We start from the raw sequence: 15,305 nt of genomic DNA on the forward strand, positions 1-15,305 counted from the left end.
GTGTGATCGCGTCATGGGCTGTGTCGCCCACGGGCACCGGGCCGGCGTGTCGCCGCGTGCCTTACTTCTGAGTCAGGATCGTCATGCCGGCAATGGTCTTGTTGATCTCAAGGCTTGAAGCGACAACGCCGACGTGCATGGCGTTACGGAAGAGTTTTTCCACTTTGTACTCTTTGGAGTAGCCGTAGGACCCGTGGAACTGAACAGCCTGGCGGCACACTTCCTGGATCATGGGCACGGTGAAGACCTTGAGCTCGGAGGAGGCGGCCTCAAAGCCTTTCTTGCTCTCGTCCTGGAGCTTGACGGTTTTGTAGCACATGAGGCGGCACGCCTCGACGCGGGTCTTCATGTCGGCCAGCATCCAGGAGAAACCCTGCATGTAGCCCATGGGGAAGCCGCCCACCACGCGCTCGTTGCCGTACTTCACGGATTCGTCCAGGGCTGCCTGGCCTCCGCCGATGGTGGCGGCGCACTGCTGGATACGCTCACCGGCGATCCAGCGCAGAAGAATGGGGAAACCCTTGCCCTGCTTGCCCAGGATGTTGGCCTTGGGCACGCGGACGTCTTTGAAGAAGACATCGCAGGTGTCGGCGCCGTCCAGGCCCATGAGCTCGTAGTGGCCGGAGAAGGTAATGCCCGGGGACATCTTGTCCACGATGAAGGCCGTGGTGTCGAAGGGCTTGCCCTTCATGGAGAGGTCCTTGGCAAAGAAGATGCCGTAGCCGGGCTTGTTGGCCATACTGATGAAGCGCTTGGTGCCGTTTAAGATGAAGTCGTCGCCGTCGGGCTCGGCCGTGAGGGTCAGGGCGCGGGGGTCGGAACCGGTGTTGGGCTCGGTGAAAGCCATGGAGGCCCAGGCGGTGCCGTCGCACAGGGGCGGAACGAATTTTTCAATCACCTCTTCGGTGCCCCAGTGGCAGATGGTCTCTGCAACGGAGTTGTTCATGAAGAAGGGGAGCATGCAGGTGGACCCGGTTTTGCCCACCTCTTCGGCAATGAGGATGAGGTTGAAGTTGTCGGCGCCGATGCCCCCGTATTTTTTGGGAACGTCCATGCCGAGCATCTTGTGCTTTGCAAAGATCTCCTGGAGATTGGGCGGATAGTCTTTGTGCTCTTTCATGTAAGCATCTATCCCGGGGATCTCTGTCTCACAGAACGCCTTTGCCGTTTTGATGACCATCTTGTTCAGTGGTGATAAGTTGAAATCCATTTCAATTCCTTTCCTTCTTCATTGATGTAAGGGTGTGGGCGTTTATGAAGCGGCTCCAATGAAGGCCTGGGCTCGGCGGGCACCCCCGGCGCTTTCCATCCGCCGCAATACACTTACCTCAAGTCCTTTAAAAGACGTTTTAAAAGAAGCTTCTCCTCCTGGGAAAAGCTCTGCAAAATCGTTTCATTGACGTGCTCGCGGGCCTGGAGCAGGTCCTCCTGGTACTCCCGGGCCTTGGCCGAGAGGTGAATCCGGATGGCCCGTTTGTCCTCGGCGTCGGTCGATTTGGAGATCCAGTCGGCGTCGGCCAGGCGGTCCAGGACCCCGGAGAGGGTGGCGTTGTCCAGGATTAGGCGCTTGCTTAAGTCCCCTGCCGTTAACCCGTCGTCCTCCCACAGGGCTTCGAGGATGAGGATCTGGACCGGAGTCAGCCCGTAAGGTTTGAGCATTTTCTTTAAGACGGCCTGTGACTTCTGGTTGGCCTTGGCAAACAGGAAGCAGATGCAGTCTTTGTACGTTTTTATCATGTGATCCCGTGGGTTGCGTGTGTCCGTGTGATGTCTTCCGATAAGAGACGTTTGCCTGGCAGAGCGGGGTTTGGGCCGCTCCGGGGCTCTTTGTAGCGGGCCTCTATTTTGGAGACATGATCAATGTTCAGTATGGGGCTGTCCGGCACGATGATGTCGGGTTAAAGTTTGTAAGGATAACTTCCCTTGATCTTGCTCTTGCGCCCTGTTTTTACGTTTTAGTTAATAAATTGAAAATATTATCTGAGAAAAGCTAAAATTGGTGTTTCTGTATATTAGTTTGTATGCAAAGGTATTTCTTCGGCGACCCTTGTGTCAAGAAAAATGTGTACAGGCGGTAAAAAAGAGGGTGGGGTGGGGCAGGGGGCTCAACGGCAAAGCGCCCCGGCAGACTGGGTGCCGGGGCGCTTTGAGGGGGATCAGATTCCCAGTTCGTCCATGGCTTCGTCGAGTTCGTAGAAGAAGCGGCTTTTTTTGGTGCGCTTTTTCCGCCGTGACGATGCGGAGGTGACGTAGAGGTGGCTTTCGGCCCGGGTGACGGCCACGTACATGAGGCGGCGCTCCTCTTCGAGTTCGCGGTCGCTCTCCATGGATCGCCAGTGGGGGAAGAGCTGCTCTTCCAGGCCCACGATAAAAGCCATGCGATACTCCAGGCCCTTGCTGGCGTGGACCGTGGAGAGGTGGACCCCTTTGCCGCCCCCGTCATCGTCGTCCTTGTCTTCCTGGATCAGGTTTACGTCTTCCAGGTAGTCCAGCAGGTTCTCCTTAAGAGAGGCGGTGTGGAGGAGCTCCTCCACCTGGTCCTTGCGGGTGTTGAACTCATCCGGGGTCTTGCAGTACCCCTCGAGGTACCCCAGGTAGTCGGTGCGGTCCAGAATCTCCTGGATGGCCAGGGCCGGGGGCATCTCCTTGATGGCGTCCAGGAGCTCGAAGATCATGGTGAGGCCATCGTGAACTTTTTTGGAGAGGACTCGGTTTTTGACCATCTGCCTGGCGGATTCCTGCAGGCTCATGAGGCCCACCCGCGCCTGGGAGATCTTGGTGATCATGGAAGGGCCGATGCCCCGCTTGGGGGTGTTGACGATGCGCTCGAAGGCCACGTCGTCCCCGGGAAAGGCCGCGGCCAGGAGGAAGCAGTTGAGGTCCAGGATCTCCTTGCGCTCGAAGAATCCCTTGGAGCCCACCATCTGATAGGGGATCTGGAGCTGGCGCAGGGCCTTTTCAAACCAGAGGGAGAGGGCCTTGGTGCGGTACATCACCACCATGTCCTCGTAGTCCACCCCGCTGCGGAATTCGGTACGGATTTTCCGGGCCACCCACTCGGCCTCTTCAAACTCGTTGAAGAAGGTGCGGGCCTGGATGACGGCGCCCCGCTTTTCGGAGAAGCAGTGCTTGTCCATGCGGCTCTCGTTGAAGCCGATGATGCCGTTGGCCAGCTGGACGATCTCGTCTGCGGACCGGTAGTTCTGCTCCAGGCGGAAGATCCGGGCGTTGGGATACTTGTCGGGGAAGGAGAGGAAGTGGCTGACGTTGCTGCCCCTGAACCCGTAGACCGCCTGCCAGTCGTCCCCCACGCAGAAGAGGTTTTCATGGCCCAGCAAGAGGCGGGTGATCTCCTCCTGGAGGTTGTTGGTGTCCTGGTACTCGTCCACGAGGATGTGCTGGAACTTTTCCCGGTACTCGGCCTGGACTTCGGGGTGGTCCCGCAGCAGGTCCCGGGTGAGGCAGAGGATGTTGTCGAAGTCCAGGGCGTTCTTCTCTTTTAAGATGCGCTCGTACTCCCGGTAGATCCCTTCGGTTCGGCTCCGGGTGATGAGGGGCAGGGCATCGAAGTACCGGTTGACGTTGCCGGAGTTCTTGGCCCGTGAGATCTCGGAGAGGATGGCCGGGGCGTGTTTCTTGTCGATGTTCTGGGTCAGGGCAATCTCCTTGATGGTCTTCTGCTGGTGGTAGCTGCTGAAGATCTCCAGGGGCATGCGGTAGCCTAGCTTGGTGCAGTGTTTCTTTAATATGGTGTAGCAGGCACTGTGGTAGGTGCGCACCCAGGGGAAATCCGTGTCCATGCAACCGGTCATCTGCATGAGACGGGTCTTCATCTCCCCTGCGGCTTTGTTGGTGAAGGTGATGGCCAGAATGCGTCTGGAGTCCACGTTGCGCTCCATGAGCCGCGCAAACCGTGCCGTAAGGGTTCGGGTTTTGCCCGAGCCGGCACCGGCCACAACCAGGGCGGGGGAGCCGAGGTGCTCTACGGCAGCCGCCTGTTGCTGAGATAATTCCATTTTATATGTACTCCGTGAGGACGGTTGAGGGGGAGTGAGGAGAACGAAAGGGACTCAGGCCATGCGAAGGCCCCTGCACCTCCACACGTCCAAGGTAACGGGCCGATGTCACATGTCATCGCCGGGCGGCCGCAGCTTGCGTTTGCTCACGCTGGTATTACCTGAATCCTTCGGGCTCCGGCGGCCCAAGACAGAAACGGCCCCTCTGGAAGTAAAGGGGCCGGCTAAGGTGCCAAGACGATACGACAATGCGTCCGGTGGATCAACCTAAAAATGGGCCACAAGGGCCGAAAAAGAGGGGGGGGTGGCCCGCCTTTGCGGGGCTTTCAGGGTATCAGGCGGCAGCCTCGGCTTCTGGCGCGGCGTTTTTCCTTCATGCGCCGGGCATGGGGTTGGGCGTAGAGGGCCAGGATGATCCCGGCCAGCGCGGCTGATGTGATGACAAACACCATGGGCTGCGTTCCGATGCGCGGGCGCCCGTGGTTCACGGCAGCGGTGTGGAGCCGGGGCGCACACGGTGGGTTGTTGGGGATGAACAGCGTAATTTAGTGATAATCGCTGTGCTGGAAGGATGTCAAGACATAATTATTTTCAGGGGGTTGGCGCGGCCCCGGGAGGGAACGCCCCGCTCAGGAGGGCTGCGCCCTGTTGGGGAGCCAGCGGTCCAGGATGCGGGAGAGTTCGGCCTTGCGAATGGGCTTGCTGAGGTAATCGTTCATGCCGGCGTCCAGGCAGGCCTCCCGGTCTCCCTTCATGGCAAAGGCGGTCATGGCGATGACGGGGATCTCCGGGTTCAACACCCCGGACCCCTGGGTGCGGATGAGTCGCGTGGCTTCATAGCCGTCCATCTCGGGCATCTGGACGTCCATGAGGACCAGGTCGTAAGGGGTATGGCAAAGGGCCTGGACCGCCTCTTTGCCGTTGGTCACCGCATGGGTGTGGATGCCCATTTTCTGGAGCAGGAGCACGGCGAGTTTCTGGTTGGTGGGGTTGTCTTCGGCCAGGAGGACGTGGCCGTTGCGGCGCTGGTTCTCCTTGACCATGCGGCGGGTGATGATGGGGGCGCGCCCGCTGTCCACAGGGCCCTTGCCCACCACCGCGGCCAGGGTGTCGTAAAGGTCTTTTTGTTTGACCGGCTTGATGAGGTAGCCGGAAAACCCGATTCCCTCCAGGCGCCGGGCGTCGCTTCTCTGGCCCATGGAGGTCATCATGAGGAGCAGGGTCCCCCGGTAGACCGGGTTGGCGCGAATGGCCCGCCCCAGGGCCTCGCCGTCCATCCCGGGCATCTGCATGTCGAGGATGGCCAGGTGATAGGGCGCGTCATCGGCCTTGGCTCGGTCAAGGGCGGCCAGGGCCTCTGCCCCGCCGGAAACGGCCCGTGCCTGGATGCCCCAGGCCGTGAGCTGGGTGGTGAGGAGGCGCCGGTTTGTGTGGTTGTCGTCCACCACCAGCATGCGCAGGCCGTCGAGTTCGGCCAGGCGCAGGGGCTCGGGCTGGGATTTCTGCTTTTCCAGGCGCACGGTGAACCAGAAGTTGGACCCCTCGCCTTCCCGGCTGGCCACACCGATCTCTCCGCCCATGAGTTCCACCAGCTGCTTGGAGATGGTCAGGCCCAGGCCGGTGCCCCCGAACTGGCGGGTGGTGGACGGGTCCACCTGTTGGAAACTCTGGAAGATCATGGGCTGCTTGGCCGGGGAGATGCCGATGCCGGTGTCTTTGACGGAAAACTTGAGGAGCACCTCCTGGCCGGTGTCCTCCTGAAGGTCCACGTGCACGGAGACCTCCCCTTTTTCCGTGAATTTTACGGCGTTGCCCGTGAGGTTGATGAGGATCTGCTTGAGGCGGCCGGGGTCCCCTTTGAGGAAGGGTGGCACCTCCGGGGCCGGAGCGCAGATGAGCTCAAGGTGCTTCTCCTCGGCCTTGACGGCCATGAGCCCAGTAAAGTCGTCCAGCATGGCCCGCAGGTCGAAGTCCAGAAGGTCCAGGTTGAGTTTGCCCGCCTCGATCTTGGAGAAATCGAGGATGTCGTTGAGAAGGGCGAGAAGGGACTCCCCGGAGGCCTGGACCGTTTCGGCGAACTGGCGCTGTTCGTCGGTGAGGCGGGTTTCCAGGAGGAGGCCGGTCATGCCGATGACCCCGTTCATGGGGGTGCGGATTTCGTGGCTCATGTTGGCAAGGAAGGTGCTCTTGGCGTGGCTTGCTTCTTCGGCCTGCTCCAGGGCGTCCCGGAGCTGCTGCTCCATCTGCTTGCGCTCGGTGATGTCCCGCAGGACACAGTGCAGCACCTGGCGGTCCTGAAAGGCGATGGGGGTGAGGCTCACGTCCGTCCAGAAGGCTTCGCCGTCTGCCCGCCGGTGCATCCACTCAAAGGAGGTGGGGCCCTGGGCCAGGGCCTTGGAGAAGAGGGCGTCCATGGCCGGGGCCGTGGGCGTGCCGTCGGGCTGGTGGGTGGGAGAAAAGCGGGATGGGTGGGTGCCGATCACCTCCTCGGTGGACGGCATGCGCAGCATGTGCAGGGCCGCCTCATTGCAGTCGATGAACCGGTTGCCCTCAATGAGAAAGACCGAGTCGGCGGTGTCTCGGAAGAGGCGCCGGAAACGTTCTTCGCTCTGCTGCAGCTCCTCCTGGGCCAGGCGGACGGTGGTGATGTCCCGTGCGGAGCACAGGACCCCGGTGATCCTGCCGGTGCCCTCCAGCACGGCGGTTTTGGAGATGAGCAGACTCTTGAGGGTCCCCTCTCTGCTGAACGTCCACTCATCGGTGATGGGCTGGCCCTGCTCCAGCACCTCACGGTCCCCCTTGGAGAAGAGCTCGGCCTGGTCCCGGGAGAAGAGTTCCCAGTCGGTGCGCCCTTCGATGGCCTCGCGCTTTTTTTTCATAAAGGCGGTGCAGGCGTCGTTGACCATGCGATACACCCCGCCTTTGTCCTTGAGCATCAGAAGGTCGGTGGTGGAGGCGAAGATGGCCTCCAGCAGGGACTGCTGCTTGAGAAGGACGGTGGAGACCCGTTGCCGCTCCTCCAGGACCTCGTTGATCCCCACGGCCAGGTCCCGGAACTCGGCGTGGCCGTACACCGTAATATCCAGGGAGTTGCCCTCGGAGGTGGTGAAGTCCTCCTGAAAGGTCTGGAACTGGGTCACCAGGCGGGTGGAGTACCGGCGTCCCAGCCAGGTGCAGAACAGGCCCAGGGCTCCCATGGCCGCCAGCATCAGGCCGAGCCGGGCCGAAAAGTTGGTGACCATTTTCTGCTTGGCCAGGGCCACGGCGTCGTCGAGCCGGTCCAGGTTAAGGCAGGAGCCCACGGCCCATTGCCAGTCATCCACCCCGCGGACATAGGCTATTTTTTTCATCAGGGTGGGGTCCGGAGGGGTTCGGAAGGCGTGGGTCACGAACCCCCCGTCCGGGTGCTTGGCCGCGGCAATGAACTCCTGAACGGTTTTCATGCCGTGGGGGTCGGTATCGTCCCACAGGTTTTTCCCGATGAGGTCTTTGCGGGTGCGGTTCACCAGGAGGGTGCCGTCGTAGGCCGTCACGAAAATATACCCCTCGCCACCTGCATAGGAGATGCCCTCCAGCTGCTGCCGGGCCAGTGCCTCGGTGTCGCCCTGGATGTCGTCTAAGTATTCGCCGGTGCCGATGATAAGGCCAAGAGGCTCGAAAAGGCGAAGGTGGGAGAGTTTGGGGCTCTGGAATTTCTCCTCGGGGCTCTTGGCCCATTTGTACTGGCTGAACCCTTCCCCCGTCTTTTGGATGGCGGCGATGAAGTTCTGGATCAGCAGGACCCCGTCTTCATCGGTGAGGTCGGCCAGCTCCCGCCCTTCGAGGTCGGGGAGCAGAGGGTGGACAATCATCCGGCCTGTGATGTCCAGGACAAAGTAGTAGCCGCGCTTGTCGTTCCAACGCAGGGCGTACAGGGCATCATAGATCCGTTTTTCGATCTCTTTTCTCGGTTGTTCTAGGTGGGTGTTGTAGAGGTGGGCGGTGATGCCCAGGGCCTCTTCTGTCCGGGATTTCAGGTCCCGGCGCAGGCGGGCGCGCTCGGCCTTTCTCTGAAAGGCAATGTCTTCCATGGCCCGGTTGACCTGATACGAAATGGTTCTGCGCAGCTCTTCCATGAGTTTCAGGCGGAGGCTTCGGCTGTTGTCACGGAACTGGAGGTAGTCCTGCCCTGCCCAGAGCAGGGTGGCCAGGATCAGGACCATGGCAGGCACGGCGATGACCATCTGGGAGATCTGGGATGAGAACTGGGGGAGGGCCCTCCGTTTCCTGAGAAGCCGGGCCGATATCAGCAGAATGTAGATGACGGCCACAAAGCAGAGAAACAGGATGACCGTGTTGATGTAAAAAAAGGGGCGGGGCAGTTCCCCTTCGGACTCCCCCCACACCACGCTGCCCAGGGGCAGGTCTTTTTTGGGGATGTCGAACTTTTTCAGCATGGCGTTGTCGAACATGTACAGGTTGGGGCTGGAGTCGATGATGTGAAGCTGGTCCGCCTTCTTTCCCTTGAGGATCCTCAAGGCAAGGGCCGCCGCACTTTGCCCCTGGTCCATTGAGCTTGCCATGCGCCCGCCCACCACACCGGTTCCCAGGAAAAAGTCCCAGAGTCCGAATACGGGAGCCCGTGACGCCTGGGCGATGATCCTGGCACCCTCTTCGTAGGAGAAGTACTCCCCGGCGCCATCCCGGTTGAAGAGGAGGAGAAGGACCACGTCCCTTGAGCCCAGGCCCTTGAGCTCCCGCGTGAGGTCCTCTCGGGAGAGGCCGTTCCACCACAGTGTTTCCACCTTGCCCCTCAGCTCCTCAAAGGCCTGTTGCGTCAGCTGTTGCATGTTTTTAGCCGTGGGGGTGATGCCGGTGATGACGATGATTCGCCTGGTTTTCGGGAAGAGGGAGAGGGCCAGCCTTGCGGTGCCCAGGGGGTCGGGCTGCTCCACCACGCCGGTGATGTTACCGTCGAAGCCTTGGAGCATGGACGGGACAAAGCTGTTGATGCCGCAGAAGACCACGGGAACACCGGGAAAAAGTTCCGGGCCGTATTGCCTGAGGAAGTTCAGGGCGTTGTTGTCCGAACAGATGATGGCATGGGGCTGGCTGGAGGCGTATTTCCTGGCGAGAAAGTCCCGGCTCGGGGCGGTTATTTGGGCCACGGAACGACGCTTGCTGTCCAGATATTCCACCTGGAGCTCGATGTTCCTGCCCTCAAAGGCGCGGGTGATGGATTTGGTGATGCCGTCGGTCCATGCGTATCCCTGGTGGTAGGAGTGCAGGAGAAGGACACGCCGGGCAAGGCTCGACCCGTCCGCGTGGCCCGGCGTTCCAAGAAGGCACCCCAGCAGCAGGAGGCAAAGGGCCGTCAAGCCATATGTGCGGTGCACCGGAGACGCCATGGGAACTCCTGGACCCCGTGAACCCGTGGGGTCGGTTTGTTGGAATGCCGCTGCGGGAAAAGGGTGAAGGCGGTTGCAAAGCAGGCATGTCTGCAGCGGTGGGGCCGCCATCATTTGGTTGCCTGATCGTCGTACGTGTTAACGGGTTGGCGCCGGGCCGGGCCGCCGGAGGCAGTTTTTTTCCGATGAATGGCTGCATCTGTGCCACGGCGACCACATTGCGGTGGGCTTGGACCTTCTCGTCTGGAAGGGTGGCATGGCACGGGGATCCCTGGCTTTGAGGTGAGCCAGGCGCGAGCCTGTCCACTTCAGGCGTTTTCGGTGTCGTCGGTGCCGGTTCAAGATTTAGGTGCGGGGATCGGGTTGGGAGACGCAAGGGGCCGCCTTTTCATGCCCGTGGGTAGTCCCGCTCCTGCGAGGGCTCATCGTGGGCGGGGGAAGGGGCCATGGGGGTGATGACAAAGCTCTGTTTGGTGCGGCCTTTCAAGGTTCATCACGTAAAAAGAATACGGTATCGGCCGGATTGTGTCAAGGTGGCCTCCCTTACGGCAACAGGCCACTTCGGGCCAAAAAAGGCGGGGTTAGGCTGATGTGATGTGCTCCGTAATTATACGTTATTTCAGGTGGTTTTTGCTTATTGACATAAAAATAAATAAACGAACATTTGTTTATAAATAAGCGCAGGGTCCTGCCCATGGACGGCGCTTTTGGGGGAATGGGTCCTGCCTGAGAGGGCTGCATGGGGGAGGAAAGCGTCGGGGGCACGGTTTGGGTAGCAGTGGCTCGTTTTCAACAGCCGGTTTTCCCCGTGACCGGAGCGCAGCGCATGGCGAAATAAATATTCTCGGGGCCAACGTCTCGGTATAAAAGGGGAAACGTTTTAAACAATTTCATGGATAAATAAACGATCGTTTATTAAAGAGGCTGCCATTGTGCCTTCGGGCCTTTGCAGCCTCGGGCTGCCGGGCATGAGGGACACTACGTCTGAGGCCTGAGGGCAGGCTCAGGGAGAGAGTGAGAAAGCGGAGGCCCTGGAAGGGGCCCCCGCTTCACCGTTGGATGGATAACGTCAGTGACTAAAACGTCTCAGTTGTCGCTTTGGTGGTTTCGTCGGAGCTCAGTCTCCACCATGACACCGTATTTGTACGCCTTGGCCCCTTCGTTTTGCGGCAGGAGAGCATAGCCCCCAACCCAGGGCTGCTGGTCAGCAAGTTCGGCCAGGTTATTGCGGATGCGCTCTGCTTTCAGGGTTTGGTCATGGGTCTTGGCCACGTAATTTTTGGGGATGTAGACCCTTCGCTGGGAAACCCGCAGGTCGCCGTTGGGCATCTCTTTGGCCCGGACTTCAATGACTCGCCCCTCACCATTTGTAAAGTAGCTGATACCACCCAACCCCGTGTTCAGTGCCTGGGTGCCCAGGGCGTGAAGATCAGTCCCCGGCTGGGCCACGCGGCCTTGGGTAAAATCAAAAAATCCGGCGGACGCGGTGCCGGCGGTCACGGTCAGGGCAAGCAGCACGAGGGCTGCTGAAAAAAGGTGTTTTGTATAAGAGGTAATGTGTTTCATGGTTAAAAATCTCCGCTTTTGTGTTGTGCTGGATGCCCCCCGGTCTGGGTGAGTCGATCCGGTAAAACGTTGGAACTTAATTTATCTGACTACGGGGATATTCATAAAACGTGCCACAATGTTATTTTATTTTTTTATCTTTAAAATTAGCAGGTTGGTGCGGTATTCTGGCTTTGGCCAACGTGGTAACACAGCGAATACAGAAAGGGGGTGAAGAGATGTCTTCAACACATCAGGGACAATTCTCGGAAAGACGCCTTCAAGGCCGGGAAAAGGCCGCGACCCTCTGGTCGGATATTTCAATTACCGGCTTTCTCACCTCATAAGATCTCTCACCTGTCAGCACAGGTGGCTTTTTACCTTTTATATAAAATTCGGGTTGAGTCTGTGATGAATACTCTTCATCGGCATGAAGAATAGACTTCAACCCCATTGCCCCGACAGGGCGGAACTCTACCGGTCGCGGGCGTATCCTGCCTGAACTACAGACTGTTTTTTTCCTCAGTACAAGTTGGCATATATCCTGCTATCCACTGGGGCAGCTCATGGGACAGCCCATGGCTGCCGGTGGCTCCCGTGTATTTTTAAAGTCGGGGACTGCCTGTAATTTTGAGGCTTTTTACACAACAGCGAATCAGGACGTAAAAACATGAAGAAAATGATTATCGGAACATTGGCCATTCTTTTTTTGACGTCAGCTACAGGCATTGCCTCCATGGGAGGAGGCGGAATGGGGTCCGGATCTGGCGGGGGGCATGGCTCCTCGATGATGGGTGGTTCCCACAGCAACGGAGGCGCGAATCACCAGTCCATGCATGGGAACTCCACAGGGGAGACAATGGTGCAGCACGGCCCGATGATGCGGAGCATGGGAAAGACCATGGTCACCATGGGAACGATGGTTCAGGGGATGCCGGAAAACATGACCCGCTCACAGAGGCAGGACATGACGGAGATGATGAAGGGTCTGTCCCTGCATTTTGATGCGATGGCAGGGGAAATGTCGTCGGAAACCGTCGACAAGGCACGTATCGAGAAGATGAACCGGCAAATGATTGACCAGATGCAAGGCATGATGAACCAGATGGACAGGTAAAGGGAAAAGGGCCGGAGAGAGTGGCTCTGATGGGTGGAAGCACGCCAAAAAGCCACCATCGTTTGTGCACCCGATATGTTCATGACGGAATGTAAAACCATGATGATGAAAACAGTGATTACAGCCATGTGCCTCCTGATTTGGACGATCACTCCGGCCATGGGGTGGGAGGGGGAAGAGTCGTTGGCCGAACTGGTTTTGGAGGCGATGGAAAACAACGCCGAGATTCGTGCCGACCGCGAGGTGGTGCAGGGGCTTCTGGACGCCTCTGAGTATGCAGGGGCCCTTCCCAATCCCAAAGTCGGCGTGGGGCTTCTCAACGTGCCCACGGGAAGTTTTGATCTGGACCAGGAGGCCATGACCCAGAAACAGATCTCCGTGACCCAGCGCCTCCCCTGGCCCGGCAAGAGGGGTTTGGCTGCAGAATCCCGGCTTCTCGCCGCCCGTCGGGCCGAGGCCGGGCTCAAGGCCAAGGCCCTGGCCCTCCAGCGGGAGGTGGCCGGGGCCTACTATGAACTTTGGTTCGTGACCGAGAGCCTTCGTCTTAACGGAGAGCTTTACGACCTGGTGAGTCAGCTGATCCATGCCTCGGCATCGCGGTACGGCGCTGGACGGGAAGTCCAGCAGGCTGTGCTCACCGGAGAACTGGAGTTGAGCGGCCTGACCAACGAGCGGCTGGCCCTGGACGGTAAACGCCGTGGGCTGGAAATTCGGATCAACCGCCTGCTTCAGCGGGAGGCTCATCTTCCGGTGATCCCGGAGACCGGCCTGGGCCTGCCCCGGCTTCGGCCGTCCACATCCTGGGTGGCACAGGCAGAAAGGGGGAACCCTCGTCTGGAGGTGTTGAAGCACGAGGTGGCCCTGAGCCGGGTCTCCCTTTCGCTGGCGGAAAAGGAATCCATGCCCGATGTGGACGTGAAGCTGGCTTACGGTCAGCGGGAAGACGATCCCATGGGCAACAGCAGGGATGACTTTGTCTCCCTCTCCGCCTCCTTTCCGGTTCCTGTCTGGAAGTCCAGGCGAGAAGACCGGCTTGTGGCCTCCCGAAGAGCGACGGAGAGAGCGGCCCTGCTTAACTATGAGGGCTACCGCCTGGAGTTGCCCCATCTCATCGACGGGGTGGCAACGCAGATGGCCACGGCCGTTGACCGCCACGAGTTTTATAACAGGGACCTTGTGCCCAGGGCGCGCCAGCTTTCCCAGGCCCTGGTCTCCCGTTACGAGGTGGGGGGGAGTTCCTACACCGATATGATCGAGGCGGCCATGGCGGCCATGCGGGCCGAGCTCACGGCAAGGCAGTACTTGAGGGATGCCCTGCTGGCCGAAGTGAAGCTCATGGAGCTGGCTGGCGGAACCTTTCCCGGCGTTGCGCCGCTGATGCACGCCGGGGCTGAGAAATCCCCATCCGATTCAGACCCCACGCGGACCAAATCCAATGAAGGAGAGTGACACATGACACGGAAACGAAATGTACCCAAGTGGGCCTGGGCCGCAGGAATCGTGGTGATCCTCGCCGTGGTGGGGGTGGGGATGGCCCTGACCATGCATCGGGCGGGGCCGGCGGCCACCGGAACCACCGGCGTGGCCCATGGCGATCACACCCATGAGACCGAGGCGGAATTGTGGACCTGCAGCATGCATCCCTTCATTGTGCTGGATGAGCCCGGGGACTGCCCGGTGTGCGGCATGGCCCTGATCCCGAAGGCGGTGGAGGCACCTGCCCTGGCCCAGGACAAAGAGAGAGTGGTGGCCTATTGGCGGGCTCCCATGAATCCTGCCGAGATATATGATGCCCCCGGCAAGAGCGCCATGGGCATGGACCTGGTTCCCGTGTACGAGGATGAACTGGTGGGCGGGGTGGAGATTCGTATCGATCCGGTGGTGGAGCAGAACATGGGGGTGCGCATCCAGGCCGCGGAGCGCGCCCGACTGGCCCGCAGGGTTCATACCTGGGGCCATGTCACCTGGGATGAGACCCGCACCTATGACATCAGCCCCCGGTTTTCCGGCTGGATCCAGACCCTCCACGCCAATTTTGAAGGCCAGAATGTGAAAAAGGGCGACCCGTTGTTCACGGTCTACTCCCCGGAGCTCATCGCCGCCCAGGAGGAGTACCTCCACGCCCGGCAGCGGCTGGGTGGTCCGGGAAGCGGTTACAACGAGAGGCTCCTGGCCTCGGCAAAGCGAAAGCTTCTCAATTATGCCATGGCCCCGTCCGAGATTCGTCGGGCGGAGAAGCGGGGGCGGGCCCTGGATACCGTGACAATCACCTCCCCCTATAACGGGGTGGTGGTGGACAAACGGGCCGTGGAAGGCAGGTATTTCGGGGCGGGTACCACCTTGTTCACCGTCTCGGACCTCTCCAGGGTCTGGGTGGAGGCCCATGTCTACGAGTACGAAGTGGCGCGGGTGAGGGCCGGTCAGCAGGCCTCCATGGTGCTTCCCTTCAGCCCCGGGGAGAGCCGGACGGGCAAGGTGGCCTTTGTCTACCCCTTTATGGAGGGCAAGACCCGCGACATCACCGTGCGCATGGAGTTTGACAACGACGACGCCTTTTTAAAGCCCGACATGTACGCCAACGTCACCATCGAAACCGGCACCGGGGACACAGGGGTGGTGATCCCCTCCGAGGCTGTCCTGCGCTCCGGCAGCAAAGAGACGGTGTTCGTGCGTGCCGGAAAGGGGCGCTACACCCCCCGGGAGGTCCTCACCGGCGTGACCCTGGATGACGGACGCCTCCATGTCCTCCAGGGTGTTGCCCCCGGGGACCAGGTGGTGGTCTCCGGCCAGTTCCTTCTGGATTCGGAATCCCAGCTCAAAGAAGCCGTGGCCAAGATGATGGAGGCCGTCAACCCGCCGGCACCCGAGGCCAGGTCGATGGATTCCAAAGAAGATGATTTTTTTGAGGATATGTAAGACGCAGGGGATAAATCCCCTGCACCCCAGGTTCGTAAATGCTCCGTCCCTTCGTTCCTCAGGGACGTCACATTTACTGACGGGCTTCGCCCGTGATGGGTGGTGTGGAATCTTTGCATTTTCTCATTTTTCGACAAGGGCGAAGCAATTTCAAGCGTGGAGGCAGATCCTCCAAAGATCATTCCCAGGCGGAGCCTGGGAACGAAAGATATCTTGATTCCGTTTATTGCACCTTGCCCTCGGTGTTTAGCACGGGCACAGCCCGTCAGCGAATGTGATCGGCCTGAGGAACGAAGGCCGGGAGCATTCGCGACCCTGGGGTCA

8 protein-coding genes are annotated in these 15,305 nt (G+C 59.9%); 3 read left to right on the plus strand and 5 right to left on the minus strand.

Going from position 1 to position 15,305, the window contains the following annotated elements:
• Positions 1-61: 61 nt before the first annotated feature.
• From ACOYW0_RS12830 to ACOYW0_RS12850, 5 genes are all read right to left on the minus strand, one after another.
• Complete coding sequence (locus ACOYW0_RS12830; RefSeq protein ID WP_482418797.1) at positions 62-1,210, minus strand: acyl-CoA dehydrogenase family protein; 1,149 nt, start codon at positions 1,208-1,210, stop codon at positions 62-64.
• A 113-nt stretch (positions 1,211-1,323) separates the two neighbouring features.
• Complete coding sequence (locus ACOYW0_RS12835) at positions 1,324-1,737, minus strand: MarR family winged helix-turn-helix transcriptional regulator (protein WP_482418798.1); 414 nt, start codon at positions 1,735-1,737, stop codon at positions 1,324-1,326.
• Positions 1,738-2,156: 419 nt separating this feature from the next.
• A complete protein-coding gene (locus tag ACOYW0_RS12840; protein ID WP_482418799.1) occupies positions 2,157-4,016 on the minus strand; it encodes an ATP-dependent helicase in 1,860 nt (619 codons plus the stop codon).
• 629 nt (positions 4,017-4,645) lie between these two features.
• Positions 4,646-9,403, minus strand: a complete 4,758-nt coding sequence (locus tag ACOYW0_RS12845) for a cache domain-containing protein (RefSeq protein WP_482418800.1) — start codon at positions 9,401-9,403, stop codon at positions 4,646-4,648.
• Positions 9,404-10,489: 1,086 nt separating this feature from the next.
• Entirely contained in the window at positions 10,490-10,969 is a 480-nt protein-coding gene (locus ACOYW0_RS12850; RefSeq protein WP_180138756.1) for a hypothetical protein, read from the minus strand.
• A gap of 649 nt (positions 10,970-11,618) precedes the next feature.
• Between ACOYW0_RS12850 and ACOYW0_RS12855 the strand changes: the two genes are divergently transcribed.
• The 3 genes from ACOYW0_RS12855 (at position 11,619) to ACOYW0_RS12865 (ending at position 14,981) form a co-directional block, all read left to right on the plus strand.
• On the plus strand, positions 11,619-12,065 hold the full coding sequence (locus tag ACOYW0_RS12855) for a hypothetical protein (protein ID WP_482418801.1): 447 nt from the start codon (positions 11,619-11,621) through the stop codon (positions 12,063-12,065).
• A 99-nt stretch (positions 12,066-12,164) separates the two neighbouring features.
• The gene (locus tag ACOYW0_RS12860) at positions 12,165-13,514 is read left to right on the plus strand and encodes a TolC family protein (protein ID WP_482418802.1); all 1,350 of its coding nucleotides are present in this window, start codon (positions 12,165-12,167) and stop codon (positions 13,512-13,514) included.
• A gap of 3 nt (positions 13,515-13,517) precedes the next feature.
• Positions 13,518-14,981, plus strand: coding sequence for an efflux RND transporter periplasmic adaptor subunit (locus ACOYW0_RS12865; RefSeq protein ID WP_482418803.1), 1,464 nt, complete (start codon positions 13,518-13,520; stop codon positions 14,979-14,981).
• The last annotated feature ends 324 nt before the right edge of the window (positions 14,982-15,305 follow it).

This window comes from Desulfoluna sp. HI9BLuna (assembly GCF_056829775.1).

Excerpts from the sequence above, each read along its gene's own strand:
- ACOYW0_RS12860 (WP_482418802.1), top strand. The coding sequence starts at position 12,165 with ATGATGATGAAAACAGTGATTACAGCCATGTGCCTCCTGATTTGGACG.
- ACOYW0_RS12840 (WP_482418799.1), bottom strand. The coding sequence starts at position 4,016 with ATGGAATTATCTCAGCAACAGGCGGCTGCCGTAGAGCACCTCGGCTCC.
- ACOYW0_RS12850 (WP_180138756.1), bottom strand. The coding sequence starts at position 10,969 with ATGAAACACATTACCTCTTATACAAAACACCTTTTTTCAGCAGCCCTC.
- ACOYW0_RS12845 (WP_482418800.1), bottom strand. The coding sequence starts at position 9,403 with ATGGCGTCTCCGGTGCACCGCACATATGGCTTGACGGCCCTTTGCCTC.
- ACOYW0_RS12835 (WP_482418798.1), bottom strand. The coding sequence starts at position 1,737 with ATGATAAAAACGTACAAAGACTGCATCTGCTTCCTGTTTGCCAAGGCC.
- ACOYW0_RS12855 (WP_482418801.1), top strand. The coding sequence starts at position 11,619 with ATGAAGAAAATGATTATCGGAACATTGGCCATTCTTTTTTTGACGTCA.
- ACOYW0_RS12865 (WP_482418803.1), top strand. The coding sequence starts at position 13,518 with ATGACACGGAAACGAAATGTACCCAAGTGGGCCTGGGCCGCAGGAATC.
- ACOYW0_RS12830 (WP_482418797.1), bottom strand. The coding sequence starts at position 1,210 with ATGGATTTCAACTTATCACCACTGAACAAGATGGTCATCAAAACGGCA.